Genomic DNA, 20235 nt, shown 5'->3' with positions numbered 1-20235 from the left:
AGGGGCTGCACGGCGTCCGCGTTCAGCCCGCGAATGCCGTTGAACGATGGTCGGGTCCACACGGGCTCGACGCAGACGCAATGCGCTGTGATTAGTTTACGGACGCGCGGGGCGGACGATTGGCGGAGTAGAGGGCGGATTGCCCCGTATTTCAGCGGCTGGGCGGTGGTGTAGCGGCCGGCACGAATCCGTCGCACGAAAAAAAGCCCGCGCATGGCGGGCCTTGTGAACAACCGCTCCGGCTTGGCCGGCCTGTTCTTCTTATGTTTGCTCGAAATTGCGTTATTTCGCTCGTAGCTGCATTTATCGCATCAGCGCGACGCTGTTGTAGCGGTTCGCGGCGTTGGTGCGGTCCATTGCGGAGCGGTAGTCGGTCACCAGTTCCGACTGCGCGGTTTGTGCCCCGCGCAGCGTGACGTCGTCGAGTGCCTGAATCCGGCGGATCAGTGCGAGCGCTTCAGGTGATTGCTGCGGCGCGAACGACATCAGCAACGGAGAACGCTGCTCCGACAGAAGCGCCGCCCGTTGCCAGTCGGCGATACGCGCGGCATGGTCGATTTCCTCGGTCAGTGCAAGCACCTGCTCGACAAGCCGGTTCTGATCAATTTCGGGACGTGCTTCAGTCATCTTCCGGATTCCTTGCTTCTATCAAGCCTTGTTGTCCGACATCGAACCCGAGCTGTTCGTGCCGCCGAACAACTGCGTCAGATAGTTCGAGTTGCTGGTGGTGGTTGCCATCAGTGTGTTCAGCGCGGTGAATTCGTTGTTGTACTGCGAGGTAAGCTGCGCCTGGTACGCCGTCAACGTGTTCGACTGGTCCTTGATACTGTCCAGGTCGGTCGTGATTGCGTCGGTGCGTACATCGATGATGCCGCCCGTGGTCGTGTACGCGCTGATGGTGCTGTTCAACTGCGCCGCGATCCCAGTGCTCGTGTTGAACACGGCCGCCACCTGGTTCGGGTTGTACTGCACGGCGGCGGTCAGCGCGGTAGTGTCGACCGACATTGTGCCGTCCTGATTCAGCGTGATGCCGAGCGAGGCGAGCGTCGTGCCGGCCGCGGCTCCCTTAATACCGCCACTGACGATATTGCCCAGGCCGTTCTGGATCGCGTCGAGCATCGAGTCGCCGAGCAGCGGGCCGCCTTGCGAACCGGCCGCAGCGCTCGAATCGAACGAAGTCAGCGAGGTCATTGTGCTCACCACCGCGTTGTATTGGCTGACGAAATTTTCGATGTCGGTGACCTGCGTCGCCGTATCGGCAGCGACGGTCAGCGTTTGAGTCGTGCCCGCCGAGGCCGACGCGAAGTTCATCGTGACGCCGTCCAGCGCGCTCGTAACAGCGTTCGTCGAACTGGTGGCGATGGTGCCGTTCAGCGAGAACACCGCGTCCTGGGCGGCTGAGCTTTGCGTCCACGTGCTGCCGGTGGCGAGAGAGGATGCGCCGATCGAAGTAGTCTTCCCGTCGGCGACAGTCGCGAACGTGGATGTGTCCGAGTCGGAGCCCGCAACGGACTTGACAGCCAGGCTGGACAGCGCCGCGCCCGTAGACGCACCGGTCACATTGACGTTGATCGTGTTGGCCGAGCCGGTCGACGTCGAACTCAACACAAGGTGAGCGCCGTCCGCGCCGTTCACGACCGTGGCAGCGACGCCCGGATTGGAACTGGAGTTGTTGATCGCTGCGGCAATTCCGCTCAGCGTGTTATTCGTCGAGTTGACCGCGAGGGTCATCGAACTGCTGCCGACCGTGATGTTCAGCGTGCCCGTGCCCATCGCAGCGGTTTGCGTCGATGTGAACGCGCCCGAGGTGATGCTTTGCCCCTGCGCAATCTGCGTCGTCTTGACCGAGTAGGTGCCCGCAACCGCGCCTGAGGCCGCGGTTGCGGTAAGGCCGGTGCCGCTCGCCGTCGCGGTGAACGCGGTCTGCAGCGAGCCGTTGAAAAGCGGCGCGAGACCGACCTGCAGCGCGGACAGCGACGCCGATAGTTGGCCGATCGCGGAAAGCTGCGTGTTGTCGGTGGTCGCCTTGGCCGTCAGCGTGGCTGTCTGACCGGCGATTTTCGAGTTGACCAGAGCCGTGACCAGTGACGACACATCCAGAGACGAGCCCGTCGAACCGCTGATGATGGACTGGCTTGCCTGCTGCAGTGCTGCTGCGGCGGCGGCTTGCGCAGCGGCGGCTGCGGCAGTGCTGCTACTAGCGGACGTCGAAATGGTCGACATGGAATGGCTCCGTACAAAGTCTGGGCCGCGCGGCTGCTGGCTTCAAAGCGCGTCGTGCCCGTATGCGTGGCGGGAGGCCGAGCCTCCCGGTGAAACGCGTACGCGGATGAACCGTCGATAAAGCGTGACGGGTCATCCGCGCCGACTGGCGAAGACTACCTTATTGGAGGAGCTTCAGCACTTGTTGCGGCATCGAGTTAGCTTGCGACAGCACCGAGATACCAGCTTGTTGCAGCACTTGAGCCTTCGACAGATTCGCCGTTTCCTGCGCGAAGTCAGCGTCGGTGATCTGCGATTGCGCGCTCGACAAGTCGGTCGACTCAGCTTGCTGCGACGTCGCGATACCCGTCAGACGGTTTTGCGCTGCGCCCAGCGTTGCCTGGATGTTGCTGATGGTTGCCAGCGCGTTGTCGATGGTTTCCATCGCTAGGTTCGCGCCTGCGGTCGAGCTCACGTTCACGTTGGCGACCGAGGTCGGTGCGTTGTTCGTGTTGATGCTTGTCAACGTCGTGCTGACGGTAGACGTCAGGCCACCGCCCGTGGCAGATGCGCCGGCCGCGGCGCTGATGCCCGTCGCGCTGCTGAACGAGAACAAAGCCGTTTGCGCTGCGCTCGACAGTGCATTGCCGTTCTGGTCGAGATAGGTCATGCCGCCCTTGCCGTCCGATTCGACCGTGATCGAGGTGATCGAATTCGGCGTGCCCGTAGCAGCTGCCGAGCCAGTCGTCGGATCGATGTTCAGGTCCGAGATCTTACCCAGCACTGTGCCTGCGCCAGCCGCCGAGCCGCCGCCGGTCGTGAACTGCTGGTCGATAGCAGTGACTTGGCCTCCGATGGTGAGGCCAGTACCACTGCCGAGGGCGAGTTTCTGAATACCGCCCGACGACGTGGTCGAGAACAGGTTGTTGACAGCGGTCGTCGACAGAGACTGGTTGTTCTGGTCGGTGTACGTGAAGCCGCCCGTACCGTTCGACAGCACGTTGATCTGAGTGATCGCGCCCGCGCCGCCCGACGAGTTCGCCGTGCCGTTCGAGTTCAGGTCGAGGCCGGTGATCGTGCCCAGCGTGTTGCCTGCTTGCGGGACGCCTGCGCCCAGCGAAGCTGCCGACACGCCTTGGCTCAAGTCGAGGCTGATGGTTTGACCGACGTTCGCGCCGACCTGGACGTTGACCACGCCTGCCGAACCGTTCAGCAGGTTGACACCGTTGTACGTGGTTTGCGATGCAAGGCGGTTCACTTCAGCAACTTGCTGCGCAACTTCCTGTTGCAGTGCTGCCTGGTTGCTTGCCGACAGCGAGCCGCCTGCTGCCTGGTTGGCCAGCGAACGGATCGTTTGCAGGCTCGACGTGATCTGGCTCAGACCCGTGCTGGCCGTCTGCACCATCGACGTGCCGTCGTTCGCGTTCGAAACGCCCTGGTTCAGGCCGTTGATCGCGGTTTGCAGAGTCGTGGAGATGGCCAGGCCTGCTGCGTCGTCCGCCGCGCTGTTGATGCGCTTGCCCGACGACAGGCGGGTAATTGCTTGCGAGAGTGCGCTGCCCGAGCTGTTCAGGTTTTCCTGAGCGGTCAGCGAGCTGATATTACTGTTAATGCTAAGCATGAAAATTCTCCTGTAGAGGCATTAGCCCTAAACCTGCCAGTGTTGGCATCGGCGGAAGCACATGTTCATTGCTGGCCGCCTCAGTGAAGGATGACGGCTCCCCTAAAAAAAACTTGAGAGACTTTATGCAATTGCGACCCAATTGTTTTGCGGAAGGGGTGGCGAGCCTGGCGCTGAAAGCCGCTTGTAGCCTGGGTTGCAGCCTGCGATTACGATTGATTGCCAGACGCACTGCAACTAATTCAAAGACGGCGTATTCTCATTCGCTCTCGTCTTTCTCGTAATTGAACCCCGGAGAAGTCATGCAAAAACGCCGCATTGGACGTTCTGAATTGCAAGTCGCGCCGCTGATGTTCGGCGGCAATGTATTCGGCTGGACCGCCGACGAAGCCACGTCGTTTTCGATTCTAGATGCGTTCGTCGACGCCGGACTCGATTTCATCGACACCGCAGACGTCTATTCGGCCTGGGTGCCGGGCAATCAGGGCGGGGAGTCGGAGACCATTATCGGCAAGTGGTTCCGGCAGAGCGGCAAGCGCGACAAGATCGTGCTCGCAACCAAAGTGTCCAAGCTTCCGCAGCGCAAGGGTCTGTCGGCGGCGAACATTCAGGCGGCTGTGGAGGACTCGCTGCGGCGCCTGCAAACCGACCATATCGACGTCTATTTTTCCCACGACGATGACACTGCAACTCCGCTGGAAGAGACGCTGGGCGCTTACCAGAAGTTGATCGAGGCGGGCAAAGTGCGGGTGATCGGCGCGTCGAACTACAGCGGCGCACGCATCGAAGAGGCGCTGGCAGTGGCCCGCAAGCATGGGCTGCCCGAATATCAGCTGGTGCAGCCGGAATACAACCTGTACGACCGCGCGGAATATGAGCGCGATACCGAGCCGGTGGTGCTCGCCAACCAACTCGGCGCGGTGGTGTATTACAGTCTTGCGAGCGGTTTCCTGTCCGGTAAATACCGTTCACAGGCCGATCTGGCCAATAAGGCGCGTGGCAGCCGGGTCGAGAAGTATCTGAACGAGCGTGGCTTACGGATTCTCGGTGCGCTCGACAGCGTCGCGGAGCGGCACAGCAGCACGCCGGCCACGATTGCACTGGCGTGGCTGATCGCGCGGCCTAGCGTGACGGCGCCGATTGCCAGCGCGACATCGGTTGATCAGCTTAAAAGCCTCGCAGCGGCCGTTCATCTTGTGCTGACGGGCGACGATATCCGCGAGCTTGACGAGGCCAGCCTTTGAGCTCGCGAGAGGCCTGGCGCAATCCGTAAACCCCTGGTACGATGGTGAGTTTCCTGATATCATCGGGAGTGAATTGAGATCTTTGCCTGTTTCGTCAGTGTTTTCATGTTGAAAAATGCATTGATGAACGGTTGGCGAAACGGCAACAGGCGCGGCTTTGAAGTACGTCTGTCCGCGTTCCGCGGTGAGCTCCCCACCTCTCTTTTCCGGCCTCCGTGGCCGCTTTGCCTCTCGTTTCATTCGTGGTTTGGCCGGGGGTTTCCCCCGCGTTTGCCTGTTACTGGCCATGAACTGAAACGACCGGAGGGCCGGCGCGTGAGCGGGTTCCCGCCACGCAAATTAACCCGTATCAAGTGATTGAGTTAGGAATTACATGACGACGATTCTTCTGAAGGAAAACGAGCCGTTCGAAGTGGCGATTCGCCGCTTTCGTCGCGCAATCGAAAAGAATGGCCTGATCGCTGAACTGCGTGAGCGTCAATCGTACGAAAAGCCGACTACGGCACGTAAGCGTAAAAAGGCTGCTGCTGTGAAGCGTCTGCATAAGCGCCTGCGCAGCCAGATGCTGCCGAAAAAGCTGCACTAAGCACGCTTTTACGCACGCCGAACGGCGGTGCGAGCTTCGAAAGAAGCCGCATCGCCGTTTTGCTTTTGGGCGGTCGTAATTTGATTGACGGAACAGAATCGCCAGTTGCGAGGCGGCTTGGCGAAGTTGCGAGTTATTTCGGCGTAAATCGCCGGATGATGATTGCAACGTGCGGCGACGCTTCCGCGTCGCCACGTATCGCGAGATGTTATGCGGCGCTCTTCAACCGCTCCGCCGAGAGCCTGAATTGACGCGCGATCGAGCCCAACCGCTCGCGCCATTCCCACGTGCCGAACACGTCATGCACGTTCTGCAGGCAACTGAGCAGGTCGATAGTAGCCGGGTCGTACACATTGATACGCGCCCGCAAAAGCGCTTTTTTCAGTGCAGATACACCGACGTCCATATAAGCGGGAATCTCGACGGGCGTTTTGCCGATGTAGCGCACCGGAACGCCCTCCATCGCCGTCATGTAATCGCGTGGTTTGATGAAATTGCCGACCGGGCAGCCGCCGCAATAGCCGCGATAGGCGCCGCCGCCTCGCGGCAGCAGCGCGGCGCGCTTCTGATCGAACAGGTGGTCTACGGCCTGATCGAAAATATCCTGATGCGTCAGGAAGTTATGTGTTTTCATGGTTGGTCTCCCCTGCATACCGCAGCGGTTATTCGTTGTTTGAGCGCATGAGCATGAGTATCGGGCGCAGGCCCATTTCGCGAAGTCCGGACTAACGCCACGAAAACCCTTCAATTCCCGGATTTGGCGCGCTTATGGCTTTTGCGATGTGTAAGCGGAACGGGTGCCACACCTGATGTGCTCATAAACGTATAACGGCCAGAGTGCGCGAGAAACGCAGCAGGACTGTTCCGGACGGGCTTATCGAGCTACGTTGCGCAGCATCGCTTCAACCTTTTCGGCTTATGGAATCGGCCGACCGCCGCGTGAGCGCGTCAGCGTTCAGGATTTTCCCTGGGCGGAGTTCTTTTGTTAGAACCGCGGCACTAAGCGGCTCGACCTTTCGCCGAATCAAACCGCTTTACGATTACGTCCCTTCTTGCCCAGCGCCGCACATTTCGCGCGGCACATGCAATTTGTCTCGTGATCGTTCACCATGCCGACCGCCTGCATGAACGCATAACAGATCGTCGACCCGACGAACTTGCAGCCGTAGCGCTTGAGCCCCTTGCTCAGCGCGTCCGAAATTTCCGTCGATGCAGGCGCGTGCTTATACGACGCCCATTCGTTCTGGATGGGCGTCTGGTCGACGAACGACCAGACAAAGTTGGCAAGCGAGCCATGTTCGGTCTGAATCTGCTGCACGGCGCGCGCATTGTTAATAGCGGCTTCGATCTTGCCGCGGTGACGCACGATACTTTCGTCCAGCACGAGCGCATCCACGTGTTTCGGCGTAAAACGCGCCACTTTTTCGATGTCGAAGTCGGCAAAAGAACGCCGATAACCGGCCCGTTTGTTCAGAATCGTCGACCATGACAGACCCGCCTGCGCGCCTTCCAGTACGAGCATCTCAAACAGATGCTGGTCGTCGCGGGATGGCACACCCCATTCGGCGTCGTGATACTGTGCGAGCGCTTCGCTCGATACCCAGTTGCATCGCTGTGTCACTGTCGCGCTCCCGCGTAGTCATGTCGCCCGCCAGCATAGCTGAAGCTGCGCGCTCCGCAAGCTGGCCATTCGGCCGATTGCAGGATTAAAACTGACCTGCCACGCTATGCACTATTCACTCACGGAACTCTCTCGATTCGATGAACAACGACTTCTTTCTGATCGGCATTGACGGTGGCGGCACCGGTACACGCGTAGTGCTCGGCGACTCGCAGGGCCGCGACCTCTCACAGGCGGCAAGTGGGCCGTCGGGTCTGGGACTCGGCATCGAACGGGCGTGGCAATCCATCGAGGCAGGTTGCGTCGAAGCATTTGCGCGCGCAGGCATTGCGCTGGACTGGTCGCGTTGCGTGCTCGGTTGCGGTCTCGCGGGCGCGAACAATCGCGACTGGCTCGCGGAATTTCGCGCGCGGTCGCCAGCGCTGGCAGGACTCGCCGTGGAGCAGGACTCTTTTACTACCCTGTTGGGCGCGCACGGCGGCGAACCTGGCGTGATCGTCGCGCTGGGCACGGGCAGCGTGGCGGCCGTGCTCGACAGGGATGGCGAATGCCGCGTCGTCAGTGGCTACGGATTTCCATCGGGTGATGAGGCGAGCGGGGCGTGGCTAGGTTTGCGGATAATCGTGCATGCGCAGCACGCGCTCGACGGACGCGGCCCCCACGACGAGCTTGCTCAGGCTCTGCTGGCCCACGTCGGCGCTCATGATCCGGACAGCCTCGTCGTCTGGCTTTGCGCAGCCAACCAGACCGCTTATGCGAGGCTCGCGCGGATCGCCGTCGAGCACCGTACGCATCCGTTTGCCGCGCGTTTGCTGGGCGAGGCGGGCGCTGAAGTGGGCAAGATGATCGCTGCGCTGGACCCATCGGGAACGCTGCCGGTTGCCCTTTGCGGTGGGCTTGGCGTGCCGTTGCGCGAGTACGTGCCGCAAATCTATCAGGCGCGTCTGCGCGAGCCGCTGGCTGATTCGGCGCATGGTGGCTTGCAGTTGGCACAGCGCGAGGCAGCGCGGCTCGCGAGCTGAGAACGTTTGAGCACGGGCGCGTGCGGCAGCCACAATCGGCAGATACGACTGGCAACGGTAAAATACGCTCTTTGACGCTGCCCGGTTGCTCATACCATGTACAAAGTCATCGCCACGGATCTCGACGGCACCCTGCTCAACGCGGATCACCAGGTGGATCCGTTCACGATTGCCACCGTGCGCAAACTGGAAAGCGACGGCCTGCGATTCGTGATCGCAACGGGGCGTCACTATTGCGACGTCGCGGGCATCCGTGACGTGCTGGGCATCAGCCCCTATCTGATCACATCGAACGGCGCGCGCATTCACGCGCCGGACAACACGGTGATCCACGCGGACGATCTGCCGCCGCCCACAGTCCAGAGGTTGGTGCAACCGGAAATCGTCGGCGCGCATGGTCGTGTGATCGTCAATCTGTTCGCCGATCAGGCGTGGCTGATCGATCGCGATGCGCCCGAACTGCTGAAATTCCACCAGGACTCCGGCTTTACGTACGAAGTCGCCGACTTGCCGAAACACGACGGCGTCGACATCGCGAAGGCGCTATATATCGGCGATCCTGCCGATCTCGCGCACGTCGCGAGGAATCTCGAGCGCGAATTTGGCGATGCTCTGTACGTGACCTACTCGCTGCCGGATTGCCTCGAAGTGATGACGGCGAACGTGTCGAAAGGTCGGGCCTTGCAGATCGTACTTGAGCGCCTGGGTTTCGACGCGTCGCAATGCGTGGCCTTTGGCGACAACATGAACGACATCGACCTGCTGGAAACTGCTGGCCATCCGTTCATGATGAACAACGCCAATCCCGATCTCATCAAGCGATTGCCGAATGTGCCGCGTATCGGCAATAACTTTGAAGCGGGCGTCGCGCATCATCTACGCAAGCTGTTCTCGCTCGACGACGAATTGACGTCCTGACCCGGAAAAGAGCCGGCCCGCGTCACGAAGCGTGAACGCGGGCCGGAGTTGGCGATATTGGATGTCAGACGCGACGGCTGAGCGTGGCTTAGCCTGTGACCGAAGCACCCAAGCCGGCGCATAGCGCAGGCGAGTTGCTCCCAGGCGTACATGCCACGATCAACCTGCGTCGATTAACCGTGCCATCCGCCACGGCCATGATCGTCGCGCCCCCCACGATGGTCATCATGGTGCCAGCCACGGTCATCTCGATGGTCGCCGCGATAATAATCGCGATGCTCATAACGATGATCCCAACCCCCGTAGTACACCGGTTGTGGTGCGGGCTGTGCATAAACCGGTGCGCCGAGCGACAGGCCGATATTCAGATCCGTATGAGCTTGCGCGACACCGCATGCGCCCGCAGCGAGTCCAGCAGCAACCAGCAAGTGAGTGACGATGCGTTTCATGTTGTTCTCCTGTGAAGCGACGTATGTTTGTCGCACAGGATCAATGTACGCATTCAGTCGCAGAAGGACTGCGACGAGATGTTACGGACTGCAAGCATCGCCGCAACTTTTGAAAGCACGTTGAATTGCAATTGAGGCGTGCCGCAAATCGCATTCGAGTCGCCGTAAGCCGCACGGTGTAAGCGTTACAGCCTTATCAATTCAATTTGCATAATGGCCGCGATCGCATTTCGCGTGATTTTCGTCGTCGCCTACGTAATTGCGGCTTACATCTGTATTACCCGATTAATGTGCCGCACTCGCTGAAGCCGCCGATCCCGCCGATCCCGCCGCGGCCGACGATGCGCCCGGCAACGCCGCGCAAGGGCAATCTGCAGACCGTCCGTTCAACCCCTGCTGTTCATGTTTGAAGCTGGCGCGTGCGATGCCGTTTTGCCAGTCGAGCTTAACGATATAAATACTGTCGAAATCGTCGCTTTGCCATTTCGGCACGTCGGCGGCATTGCCGCCATGAGCGGCTAGCATCTGGCGCAATAACTTCACGATCAGCTTGTGTTCCCAGGCCACCACGATCAGCTTGTTGTGGTTCGCCGGACTAACCAGCGCTGTGCCCAACTGGTCGATCTGGGCAAAACCATAGGGCGTTTGCACCGGCATCTGAAATTGAATGGCGGTCGGCTCGATCGTCGCTAGCGGACGGATGTAGTAATAAGGATGGCCGCTGTCGTCTTTTTGCTGGCCGGGATCAGGTGCGTAAATCAGATCGGGTTTGCCGAACTTGGCGGCAATGACTGCGGGCAAAGCCAGCGCGCGGTTGAGCCCCTGACAGTTGAGCTGTCCGTAGCCTTGCGCTGGCTTTTCGCCGTGTCGCACGAAGACGATCGTTTCGGTGTTGCCATCAGCCGCGCTCGCGGGCGCGGCTGACAGCGCGAGCGCGCCAGCGCATAAGCCGCCGATGGAAAATAGGACGGCATGCAGCAATCCGCGAAAACGGTTCATCGGTAGCACCTGTGCGAGCTTGGTAAGTCGCCCGATTCTAGCAGCGGGGCGCGCCCGGGCACCCCAGCATGACCAGGTCGTTCGGGCAGCGCCAGAGCTGCACCAAAACAAAGCGGACGCTAAAGCGCCCGCTTCGAGTCAACGCAGGCTCATACCGGGTTGCCGCTGGGTGAGTGACTACGAATCAGTCGAGGGCCAGTTTCTGCGAATTACTACTGTGGCTCTCCGCAATCAGCGGATACAGCACACCCGCGATGACCGCACCGATGATCGGCGCGACCCAGAACAGCCACAACTGATCCACCGCTGCGCCGCCGACGAAGAGCGCGGGGCCGGTCGAGCGCGCCGGATTGACCGACGTGTTGGTGACCGGAATCGAAATCAGGTGGATCAAGGTCAGGCACAGGCCGATGGCGATCGGCGCGAAGCCGGCCGGCGCGCGTTTGTCGGTTGCGCCAAGAATAACGAACAGGAAAAAGCCCGTCATCACCACTTCACAAACGAATGCGGCGGCGAGCGAGTAGTGGCCCGGCGAACGATCGCCATAGCCATTGCTGGCAAAGCCGTTCGCAACGAGGTCAAAGCCTGGCTGGCCCGACGCGATGACCGACAGCACGAATGCGCCCAATACCGCGCCGATTAACTGCGCGGCGATGTACGGCACCAGATCGCGCGCCGGAAAGCGGCCTGCAACGGTCAACCCGACGCTCACCGCCGGATTCAGGTGACAGCCGGAAATGTGACCGATCGCGTAAGCCATGGTCAGCACGGTCAATCCGAACGCGAGCGACACGCCCACGAAGCCGATGCCCAGACCGTGAACCGGGCCGGCGAAGTTGGCGGCAAGTACGGCACTGCCGCAACCGCCGAGCACGAGCCAGAAAGTGCCGAATAGCTCGGCGGCGAGACGTTTTGACAACTGCATGATTGGTATTCCTAAAAAGTAGCGCTTCGGGAAACACACACGGCTCAATGATGGTGCATGTCCTGAGCGCGCATTCTAGGGAAAGACCGGGAAATCCAGTGTCAAGAATTGTCAATCTGGAGTGCGCCTTTACGGATTATTTCGAGATAAAACGTTGCTTTACCATTCAGCGGCGGTTAATAATTATCAGAGGATATCGCGCTAAATCGGTATTATTGTCCATTGCGAATTTTTATAATTGCAGTTAGTCTGCGATCGAATCAGTTCTAAAAAGGGGAGAACCAAATGTCTCAATATGCAGACCTCAAGGCGCAGATCGCCAAATTGCAGGCACAAGCAGAAGAAGCCCGGCGTACCGAAATTGACAATGTGGTCGCCGACATCCGCCAAAAGATCGCTGAATACGGTCTAACTGCTCAAGACCTTGGCTTTGCCGTCGCTGCCAAGCGCGGACGCCCGCCCAAGAAGGCTCCCCTGCCGGCGAAATACCAAGATCCGAAATCGGGAAATACGTGGAGCGGACGCGGTAAACCGCCTAAGTGGATTGCCGGTAAGAATCGCGAACGTTTTCTGATTGGAGCAGCTTGATTCGACTGTCAGCTATCGCGAAAGCGAATTGAAGGTTTTTCACCGGTGGTCTTATTCGCGATGCGCTAATCTTTGATCGAAGCAGCATCCTGCGGCCAATAAAAAAGCCGCCCGTTGGGGCGGCTTTTCTGCAAACGGTGTGAGACAAGTCTGATTTTTTGCTCGCGCAAACGATTCACTTGTTCGACTTACACCCCATTCATCGCAAAATCGGAAATGCGCGCTGCGCTGAGGCTAACTGCTTTAAGCGGTTGATTGCCCAAAAAGCGCGTCGACCGCTTAGTCCGTTTGTTAGCCCACTGCAACCTGGCGCAATACCGGGCGGCGCGTTGCTTCGATCAGCGTTGAATAACCGTCGACGTAGTTCTGCGCCATCGTTTTCGAGCTGAAGCGGCGTTCGAACTGAGCGCGGATTTCGGTGCGCGACAGCTCGTCCAGACGCTGGAGCGCAGCCACCGCGCCTTGCACGTCTTCAACGATATAGCCCGTCACGCCGTGGTCGATCACTTCCGGCACCGAGCCGCGGTTGAATGCGATCACTGGCGTGCCGCACGCCATCGACTCGATCATCACCAGACCAAACGGCTCCGACCAGTCGATCGGGAACAGCAAAGCCTTCGCACCGGACAGGAACTCGGGCTTCTGCGCTTCATTGATCTCGCCGACGAACTCCACATGGGCCATCGACAGCAGCGGTTCGATTTCGCGCTTAAAGTATTCCTGGTCGACCTTGTCCACCTTGGCGGCGATCTTCAGCGGCAAGCCGCTTTGTGCAGCGATCTTGATAGCTGTATCGACGCGCTTTTCCGGGCAGATGCGGCCGAGGAAAGCCAGGTATTCCGGCTTCTTGTGCGTTTGCGGCGTCAGCAGCTGCTCCGGCAGACCGTGATAGATCGTGTTGAGCCAATTCGCCTGCGGCAGCGGCAAACGCTGCGAGTCTGAAATCGACACGACCGGGACGTTTGAAAACGCATCGAACACCGGCTGCAATTCGGGCAGATCGAGGCGGCCGTGCAGCGTCGTCACGAATGGCGTGTCCATGGTCGTGAAGAGCGGGAACGGCATGTAGTCGAGGTGAAAGTGCAGCACGTCGAATTCATGCGCGACCTTGCGCACCTTTTCCATCATCAGCACGTGCGGCGCCAACGCGTCGCGAATCGTCGGATCGAGACGCAGCGCGCGCGGCCAGCAGGCGTCGAGATTCGCGGACGTGACCGAGTCGCCGCTGGCAAACAGCGTGACATCATGGCCCAGATCGACCAGCGCTTCGGTCAGATACGACACGACGCGTTCGGTGCCGCCATAAAGTTTCGGCGGGACGGCTTCATACAACGGCGCAATTTGTGCGATTCGCATGCGTTTTCTCCAATTCAAACGGCATCGCATAGCGGCGCTCGAATAGAGCGAGGAGCGAATGCCTGACGGACGGTTGGGCGCGGTAAGCCGCCGCCCGGGGGTGCTCCGAATCCTGCATCGGGTAATCCCTTAGCCTTCATTATCGGGATCGGCCGCGCCAATTCGAGTTATTTTTCAAACGCTTAATGTTGTTACAGCGCGAAACATGCACGGTTACAGCTCATCTGGGAGGGCGTCCCGATAATCGGGAGCGATCCTTGTCCACATAAACAAACGCTGACAAACCGGTGCTCGATGTCAGCAATTGGCGGGCCTGCTATCCGAACGGCGCCCCTGGACGGCCTTCATTACAGCCAAATGAAAACGTCTTATAATTCTTTTTCACCTCTGCAGAGGCGCCGTTAGCGAGTATCAGAACTCACCGTTTGGGTCATTCACCCAACGGCAAATACCCGGCGCGCATTGCGACATTCAGACTGCGCGCCTTCTCCCCCGAATTTGCATCCCCCGCATAGCCAGCTTTGTAGGAAAAATTCCTACATGAATGACGGATTTATCCGTCAACGAGGCTGGGTGTCTGTCCGATTTTCGTCTCAGTTACATTTAGACACAATGTTGGCAACACTGGAAACGAGCCGAATCGTGCGGATTAAGTGCGCGCGCTCAGGCAAACGTTTCCTTACACGGCATAACCAGCCAGACACACCCCGGGGGAATCATGAGCGCGAGCGATATGCTCAATGAGATCAGAGAAGTCAACCTGTCTTATCTCCTGCTTGCGCAGCGTCTGCTGCGCGAAGACAAGCCAATGGGCATGTTCCGCATGGGGATTTCAGATCAGCTAGCCGATGTGCTCGCCAATCTGTCGTTGGCGCAGACCGTGAAACTGGCGGCGTCCAACCAGGTGTTGTGCCGTTTCCGTTTCGACGATCACGCGGTGCTTTCCACACTGGCTGACAAGGGTAAATCGGCTGCTGTGGCCCAGGCGCACTCGGCCATCCTGATGGCCGGCCAGCCCGTCGAGCAACTCGGCTGATGGCCTATAAAAGTGTCGTACTGGAAGTCAAGGAAATCACGCTAGCCATCGAGCTGATCGAGCTTGGCGCGCGGTTGCAATTGCTGGAAGCGGAAACGAGTCTGTCCCGCGACCGGTTGATCAAGCTGTATAAGGAATTGAAAGGGGTGTCGCCGCCCAAGGGCATGCTGCCGTTTTCAACCGACTGGTTCATGACCTGGCAGCCGAACTTTCATTCCTCGCTGTTTTATAACATCTACCGTTTCATGGCCGGCCACGGCGGCTGCAAGACGATCCAGTCGATCGTGAAGAGCTACCGCCTCTATCTGGAGCACGTCAGTCTGCACGACGACGAGCCGGTGCTCAGCCTCACGCGCGCGTGGACGCTGGTGCGCTTCTTCGACTCCGGAATGCTGCAGATGACTTCCTGCTGCCGTTGCGGCGGCCATTTTGTCGCGCACGCGCACGATCCGCAGAATGGGTTCGTCTGCGGGCTGTGCCAGCCGCCGTCGCGCGCAGGTAAGACAAAGAAATTCGCCGACGCCCGCGCCCGCGAAAGCCTCGCCGCGCTCGAGGCCTGAGCCGCGGGCCTCTGCGGGCGACCGGGCAAATTCCGCCGGTTCGGTCCGGCCAGGCCGCCCGCTGGGGACTGCGGGCCGCTCGCACCGTGCCGTCTCCCGCCGCGCCGTCCTCCTCGCCGTCCATGCCAGGCGGCGCGCGAAGCGCCCTCTGGTTTACACCGCAGCGCTCAGCCGCTTTTCCGTCAAAGTTTTCTGTTCCGTTGCCGTAAACCAATTAACGACGGTGACCGTCGCTTCTTTGTGAGGGCTCGGCAGTGCTAGTTTTCGTGGGAACACTCGTGACGCTTTTGTCCGTTTTCGGCGGTTACGCGCTCGAAGGCGGCCATCTTGGCGCGCTGCTGCAGCCCGTTGAAGTGCTGATGATCGCCGGCGCAGGTGTTGGCGCATTCATTCTCGGTAACGGGATGAAGACGATCAAGGCGACGCTGCGCGTCATTCCAACCCTCTTCAAGGGCGCGAAGTACAACAAGGACGTCTATATGGAGCTGATGGCGCTCCTCTACGTCCTGCTGGCCAAAGCACGTAAGGAAGGCACGCTGACGCTGGAAGCGGACATCGACGATCCGTCGAAGAGTCCGATCTTCACCCAGTACCCGAAGATTCTCGCCGACCATCACATCATCGAATTCCTGACCGACTACCTGCGTCTGATGGTGGGCGGCAACATGAATGCGTTCGAAATCGAAAGCCTGATGGACGAGGAAATCGAAACGCATCACCAGGAAGGCGAAGCGCCGGCGCACGCGCTGAACAAGGTCGGCGACGCGATGCCGGCGTTCGGGATCGTGGCCGCCGTGATGGGCGTGGTGCACACCATGGCCTCCGCCGACAAACCGCCTGCCGTGCTCGGCGAGATGATCGCTCAGGCGCTGGTCGGCACCTTCCTTGGCATTCTGCTTTCGTACGGGCTGATCGGGCCGCTCGCGAGCGTCGCCGAACAGCGCGTGACCGAGTCGACCAAGATGTTCCAGTGCATCAAGGTGACGATTCTCGCGAGTCTGAACGGCTACGCACCGGCCATCGCGGTCGAATTCGGCCGCAAGGTGCTGTTCTCGACCGAGCGTCCGTCGTTCGCCGAGCTGGAAGAGCACGTGCGCCGCGTGAAGGCCAAGTAAAGGGCGCCGGGAACCGAATCGATGAGCAAGGACAAAGACCGCGCCATTGTCGTCAAGCGCGCCGCGCCCAAGAAAGCCGGGCATCACGGCGGCGCGTGGAAGCTCGCGTATGCGGACTTCATGACCGCGATGATGGCGTTCTTCCTGCTGATGTGGCTGCTGAGTTCGGCGTCTACCGTGCAGTTGAAGGGCATCGCCGATTACTTCAACCAGCCGCTGAAGATCACGCTCTGGGGCGGCGACCGCAGCGCCGAGGATTCGAGCATTCTGAAAGGCGGCGGCCGCGATATCTCGACCGACGCGCAGGGCGTGACGCGCTCCACCGACGGCAGCAGCAGCCGCGCCGAGCAAACCATTTCGCATAACAACGAAGAGGCGCAGAAGCAGTTGCAGGGCGAGCTGGAGCGTCGCGAACAGGTTCGCCTGCACGATCTGCAGGTCAAGCTGATGGCCGCGATCGAGGCGAACCCGGTGCTGCGCCAGTTCAAGCAGCAGATCCGCATCGACTCGACGCTGACCGGCCTGCGCATCGAGATCGTCGACTCGCAGAAGCGGCCGATGTTCGCGACCGCCAAAGACGACGTAGAGCCGTATATGCGCGACATCCTGCGCGAAATCGGCCACACGCTGAACGACGTGCCGAACCGCATCATCGTGCAGGGACACACCGACGCCGCGCAATACGCGGGCGGCGAGAAGGGCTACAGCAACTGGGAACTGTCCGCAGACCGCGCGAATGCGTCGCGTCGCGAGCTGGTCGCCGGCGGCATGGACGAAGCGAAGGTGATGCGCGTGCTCGGCCTCGCGTCGACGCAGAACCTGAACAAGGCGGACCCGATGGATCCGGAGAACCGTCGCATCAGCATCATCGTGTTGAACAAGAAGTCGGAGGACTCGTTGAATCACGACGACTCCACCACGACCACCTTGTCCGACGACGCAGCCGGCTCCAAGCCGTTGCTGCAAAAAATTGCGCAGCCGGTAACGGTTGCACCAAAGGCGCCGGCGCTCGCGCCAGCAGCAGCGACGCCCGCGCCGGCGGCCCAGTAACAGACAGCGATCGCCACGCGAGTCGCGCGCCCACTGGCGCAGACAGCCCGGCGATTCATAGCGTAAGCGCAGCGAGGTTTTCATGATCAGGCACATTCTGGCAATCGACGATTCGGCATCGATGCGGCAGATCCTTGCCGCGACGCTGACGACAGCCGGCTACGAAGTGACGCTCGCGGCGGACGGCAACGAAGGGCTCGAAAACGCGCTCGCCATGTCGTTCGACCTCGTGTTGACGGACCAGCATATGCCGGGCAAAACCGGCCTGGATCTGATCACCGCATTGCGCGGCAATCCGGCTTATCAGGCGACGCCCATCCTCGTCCTCACGACGGAATCGGGCGAACCGTTCAAGGAAGCCGCGCGTGCGGCGGGGGCGACCGGCTGGATCGAAAAGCCGCTCGACCCCGACATGCTGACCGAGCTGGTGGCGGCGCTGGCCGAGCCGGATCTGGCCTAAGCAGCACCCCCGGACACGTTAAAGAAACTATCGAAGCACCCGGCGCAGCGGCACGACAGCCCAAGCCCGGACAGGAACTCTCGCGGTGACCCAGGCATGACACTCGACATCACTCAGTTCTATCAGACGTTCTTCGACGAAGCGGACGAACTGCTCGCGCAGATGGAGCAGCTGCTGCTCAATCTGGATATCGCCAACCCGGACCCCGAAGACCTCGCGGCGATTTTCCGCGCGGCGCATTCGATCAAGGGCGGTGCGGCGACGTTCGGCTTTACCGCGCTGACGGAAACGACCCACATTCTCGAATCGCTGCTCGACCGCGCGCGCAATAACGAAATCGTGCTGCGCAAGGACATGATCGACACCTTCCTCGAAACCAAGGACGTGTTGTCCGGCCAGCTCGCCGACTATCGCGCGAGCGCCGAACCGGACGCCGCGGTGGCGAAGGCGATTTGCGCGAAGCTCGAACAGTTGCATGCGGAGAGCCTCGGCGGCGCTGCTTCCGTGGCGCCGGCTGCGGCACAAGCCACGCAAGCCGCCGCGGTGGCGTCGGTTGAAACAATGGCAGTCAAGGCAGGTACCCCGCCTGAGCACGTCGTCGAACAGGCGGTGCAGGTGGCGGGTGGGTGGGATGACGGCGAACCGGCTCAGACCGGGCAAGCCGCGGGGGCGGGCAGTGCCGACGGCGACGGCGGCAATGGCGGCCCCCATCTGAAAATTACGCTACGGGGCGCGGGTGAGAAGGACCAGGAACTGCTGGCCGAAGAGCTGGGTAACCTGGGGAACATCGTTGGGCAGGTCAAGGGCGGCGGCGATCTGACGCTGTGGCTCGCGACCGATGTGACCTCCGATGACATTATCGCCGTGTGCTGTTTCGTGATCGACGAAAGTCAGATCTCGATCGGCCGCGGCACCGCACCGGTGGACGAGACGGAGCAAGGCGAACCTGGAACGCCCGAAGCCGACTCGACCCCGGCGCAAGCAACAAACGCACTACCCAGCAGTCAGGCGGAACACGCAGCATCGTCGGCCCCTGCGGCCCACACCGCTGCGCCCGCCGGCAAGGCGACTCACGGGCTGTTCGACGCATCGGCCGCAACGGCTGCGTCGACGCCCGCCGCTGCGCAACCCGCTGCGGCAAACCATCCGGCACCGGCAGCCAACGCTGCTGCACCGGCCGAACACGATCGCAAGTCGGCGCGTCCGGCGGCGGCGGCGGCGGCCGCGGAAGGCAGCTCGATCCGCGTCGGCGTCGAAAAGGTCGATCAGCTGATCAACCTGGTCGGTGAACTGGTGATTACGCAGGCCATGCTCGCGGAAACCACCAGCACGTTCGATCCGGCGTTGCACGACCGGCTGTTCAACGGCATGGCGCAGCTCGAACGCAATGCGCGCGATCTGCAGGAAGCGGTGATGTCGATCCGCATGATGCCGATGGATTACGTGTTCAGCCGCTTCCCGCGTCTGGTGCGCGATCTGGCGGCGAAGCTCGGCAAGGAAGTGGAACTGGTCACCTTCGGTCAGGCGACCGAACTCGACAAGAGCCTGATCGAGCGGATCATCGACCCGTTGACCCACCTCGTGCGCAACAGTCTCGACCACGGCATCGAAACCGTGGAAGCGCGGCGCGCGGCGGGCAAGGATTCGACCGGGCAACTGGTGCTGTCGGCGGCACACCATGGCGGCAACATCGTCATCGAAGTGAGCGACGACGGCGCGGGTTTGCGCCGCGACAAGATTCTCGCGAAAGCGGCCAAGCAGGGCATGCAGGTCAGCGACACGATGAGCGACGACGAAGTCTGGAACCTGATCTTCCTGCCGGGCTTCTCGACGGCGGAACAGGTGACGGACGTGTCGGGTCGTGGCGTCGGCATGGACGTGGTGAAGCGCAACATCCAGTCGATGGGCGGTCACGTGGAAATTACGTCGCACGCCGGCAAGGGCAGCACCACGCGCATCGTGTTGCCGCTCACGCTGGCGATTCTCGATGGCATGTCGGTGAAGGTCGGCAACGAGATTTTCATTCTGCCGCTGAACTTCGTAATGGAGTCGCTGCAACCGCAAGCCGAAGACATCTACACGGTCGCCAATGGCGAGCGCGTGGTGCGCGTGCGCGGTGAATATCTGCCGCTCGTCGCGTTGCACGAAGTGTTCAACGTGGAAGACGCGAAGCAGGAACCCACGCAAGGCATCGTCACCATCATGCAGACCGAAGGGCGCCGCTTTGCGATGCTGATCGACGAACTGGTGGGACAACAACAGGTGGTCGTGAAGAACCTCGAAACGAATTACCGCAAGGTGCACGGCATTTCCGCCGCGACGATTCTCGGCGACGGCAGCGTCGCGCTGATCGTGGACGTGGCGGCGCTGAATCGCGAAACCCGCCATGCGCACGGCGCGATGAGTCTCGCATGATGACTCTCGCACGAGCACGACGCGCAACACTCACTCAATTCATTTCATCCCAACCGTTTGGGGGCTAA

Annotated in this window: 20 protein-coding genes; 11 read left to right on the top strand and 9 right to left on the bottom strand. The window is 60.7% G+C overall.

The annotated features are described in order from the left end of the window. Nucleotides 1-303: 303 nt before the first annotated feature. From LMG28727_RS17085 to LMG28727_RS17075, 3 genes are all read right to left on the bottom strand, one after another. A complete protein-coding gene (locus LMG28727_RS17085) occupies nucleotides 304-627 on the bottom strand; it encodes a flagellar protein FliT (RefSeq protein ID WP_201643492.1) in 324 nt (107 codons plus the stop codon). Between the two features lie 21 nt (nucleotides 628-648). After that, entirely contained in the window at nucleotides 649-2223 is a 1575-nt protein-coding gene (fliD, locus tag LMG28727_RS17080; RefSeq protein WP_201643491.1) for a flagellar filament capping protein FliD, read from the bottom strand. A gap of 160 nt (nucleotides 2224-2383) precedes the next feature. After that, on the bottom strand, nucleotides 2384-3823 hold the full coding sequence (locus tag LMG28727_RS17075; protein ID WP_201643490.1) for a flagellin N-terminal helical domain-containing protein: 1440 nt from the start codon (nucleotides 3821-3823) through the stop codon (nucleotides 2384-2386). A 302-nt stretch (nucleotides 3824-4125) separates the two neighbouring features. Between LMG28727_RS17075 and LMG28727_RS17070 the strand changes: the two genes are divergently transcribed. Both LMG28727_RS17070 and rpsU read left to right on the top strand, forming a co-directional pair. Next, on the top strand, nucleotides 4126-5067 hold the full coding sequence (locus tag LMG28727_RS17070) for an aldo/keto reductase (RefSeq protein WP_201643489.1): 942 nt from the start codon (nucleotides 4126-4128) through the stop codon (nucleotides 5065-5067). Between the two features lie 373 nt (nucleotides 5068-5440). Next, nucleotides 5441-5653, top strand: a complete 213-nt coding sequence (rpsU, locus tag LMG28727_RS17065) for a 30S ribosomal protein S21 (RefSeq protein WP_006050883.1) — start codon at nucleotides 5441-5443, stop codon at nucleotides 5651-5653. Nucleotides 5654-5861: 208 nt separating this feature from the next. On the opposite strand, the gene LMG28727_RS17060 is transcribed toward rpsU, so the two are convergent. Then, nucleotides 5862-6287: a hypothetical protein gene (locus tag LMG28727_RS17060; RefSeq protein WP_201643488.1), complete on the bottom strand. Its 426-nt coding sequence runs from the start codon at nucleotides 6285-6287 to the stop codon at nucleotides 5862-5864. A gap of 390 nt (nucleotides 6288-6677) precedes the next feature. Then, nucleotides 6678-7274 carry a DNA-3-methyladenine glycosylase I gene (locus LMG28727_RS17055; protein WP_201643487.1) on the bottom strand — a complete coding sequence of 199 codons (597 nt, stop codon included), beginning with the start codon at nucleotides 7272-7274 and terminating at the stop codon, nucleotides 6678-6680. Nucleotides 7275-7414: 140 nt separating this feature from the next. Here LMG28727_RS17055 and LMG28727_RS17050 point away from each other — a divergent pair, with 140 nt between their 5' ends. Both LMG28727_RS17050 and LMG28727_RS17045 read left to right on the top strand, forming a co-directional pair. After that, entirely contained in the window at nucleotides 7415-8296 is an 882-nt protein-coding gene (locus LMG28727_RS17050) for a BadF/BadG/BcrA/BcrD ATPase family protein (protein WP_201643486.1), read from the top strand. A gap of 96 nt (nucleotides 8297-8392) precedes the next feature. Beyond that, the gene (locus LMG28727_RS17045; RefSeq protein WP_201643485.1) at nucleotides 8393-9214 is read left to right on the top strand and encodes a Cof-type HAD-IIB family hydrolase; all 822 of its coding nucleotides are present in this window, start codon (nucleotides 8393-8395) and stop codon (nucleotides 9212-9214) included. A 173-nt stretch (nucleotides 9215-9387) separates the two neighbouring features. Here the strand turns inward: LMG28727_RS17045 and LMG28727_RS17040 are convergent, their stop codons facing one another. The 3 genes from LMG28727_RS17040 to aqpZ all read right to left on the bottom strand — a co-directional run bounded on the left by LMG28727_RS17040 (nucleotide 9388) and on the right by aqpZ (nucleotide 11587). After that, the gene (locus LMG28727_RS17040) at nucleotides 9388-9663 is read right to left on the bottom strand and encodes a hypothetical protein (RefSeq protein WP_201643484.1); all 276 of its coding nucleotides are present in this window, start codon (nucleotides 9661-9663) and stop codon (nucleotides 9388-9390) included. Nucleotides 9664-9948: 285 nt separating this feature from the next. Next, complete coding sequence (locus LMG28727_RS17035) at nucleotides 9949-10662, bottom strand: histidine phosphatase family protein (protein ID WP_201643483.1); 714 nt, start codon at nucleotides 10660-10662, stop codon at nucleotides 9949-9951. Between the two features lie 184 nt (nucleotides 10663-10846). Continuing rightward, entirely contained in the window at nucleotides 10847-11587 is a 741-nt protein-coding gene (aqpZ, locus tag LMG28727_RS17030) for an aquaporin Z (protein WP_201643482.1), read from the bottom strand. Nucleotides 11588-11872: 285 nt separating this feature from the next. Here aqpZ and LMG28727_RS17025 point away from each other — a divergent pair, with 285 nt between their 5' ends. Next, nucleotides 11873-12175: an H-NS histone family protein gene (locus LMG28727_RS17025; protein WP_201643481.1), complete on the top strand. Its 303-nt coding sequence runs from the start codon at nucleotides 11873-11875 to the stop codon at nucleotides 12173-12175. 291 nt (nucleotides 12176-12466) lie between these two features. Here the strand turns inward: LMG28727_RS17025 and LMG28727_RS17020 are convergent, their stop codons facing one another. Then, a complete protein-coding gene (locus tag LMG28727_RS17020; protein WP_201643480.1) occupies nucleotides 12467-13531 on the bottom strand; it encodes a glycosyltransferase family 4 protein in 1065 nt (354 codons plus the stop codon). 718 nt (nucleotides 13532-14249) lie between these two features. Between LMG28727_RS17020 and flhD the strand changes: the two genes are divergently transcribed. From flhD to cheA, 6 genes are all read left to right on the top strand, one after another. Next, nucleotides 14250-14567 carry a flagellar transcriptional regulator FlhD gene (gene flhD, locus LMG28727_RS17015; protein WP_201643479.1) on the top strand — a complete coding sequence of 106 codons (318 nt, stop codon included), beginning with the start codon at nucleotides 14250-14252 and terminating at the stop codon, nucleotides 14565-14567. Further along, nucleotides 14567-15127 (top strand): flagellar transcriptional regulator FlhC, encoded by a 561-nt coding sequence (gene flhC, locus LMG28727_RS17010; RefSeq protein ID WP_201643478.1) that lies wholly within the window; start codon nucleotides 14567-14569, stop codon nucleotides 15125-15127. The genes flhD and flhC overlap by 1 nt, the downstream gene beginning before the upstream one ends. Before the next feature lie 254 nt (nucleotides 15128-15381). Next, a complete protein-coding gene (motA, locus tag LMG28727_RS17005) occupies nucleotides 15382-16242 on the top strand; it encodes a flagellar motor stator protein MotA (RefSeq protein ID WP_201643477.1) in 861 nt (286 codons plus the stop codon). 21 nt (nucleotides 16243-16263) lie between these two features. Beyond that, on the top strand, nucleotides 16264-17292 hold the full coding sequence (gene motB / locus LMG28727_RS17000; RefSeq protein ID WP_201643476.1) for a flagellar motor protein MotB: 1029 nt from the start codon (nucleotides 16264-16266) through the stop codon (nucleotides 17290-17292). An 82-nt stretch (nucleotides 17293-17374) separates the two neighbouring features. Continuing rightward, on the top strand, nucleotides 17375-17752 hold the full coding sequence (locus LMG28727_RS16995; protein ID WP_201643475.1) for a response regulator: 378 nt from the start codon (nucleotides 17375-17377) through the stop codon (nucleotides 17750-17752). Between the two features lie 96 nt (nucleotides 17753-17848). After that, a complete protein-coding gene (gene cheA, locus LMG28727_RS16990) occupies nucleotides 17849-20167 on the top strand; it encodes a chemotaxis protein CheA (protein ID WP_201643474.1) in 2319 nt (772 codons plus the stop codon). The last annotated feature ends 68 nt before the right edge of the window (nucleotides 20168-20235 follow it).

This window comes from Paraburkholderia metrosideri (genome assembly GCF_904848625.1).
GTDB classification, from domain to species: domain Bacteria; phylum Pseudomonadota; class Gammaproteobacteria; order Burkholderiales; family Burkholderiaceae; genus Paraburkholderia; species Paraburkholderia metrosideri.
This window is presented reverse-complemented; position numbering and strand designations above follow the sequence as displayed.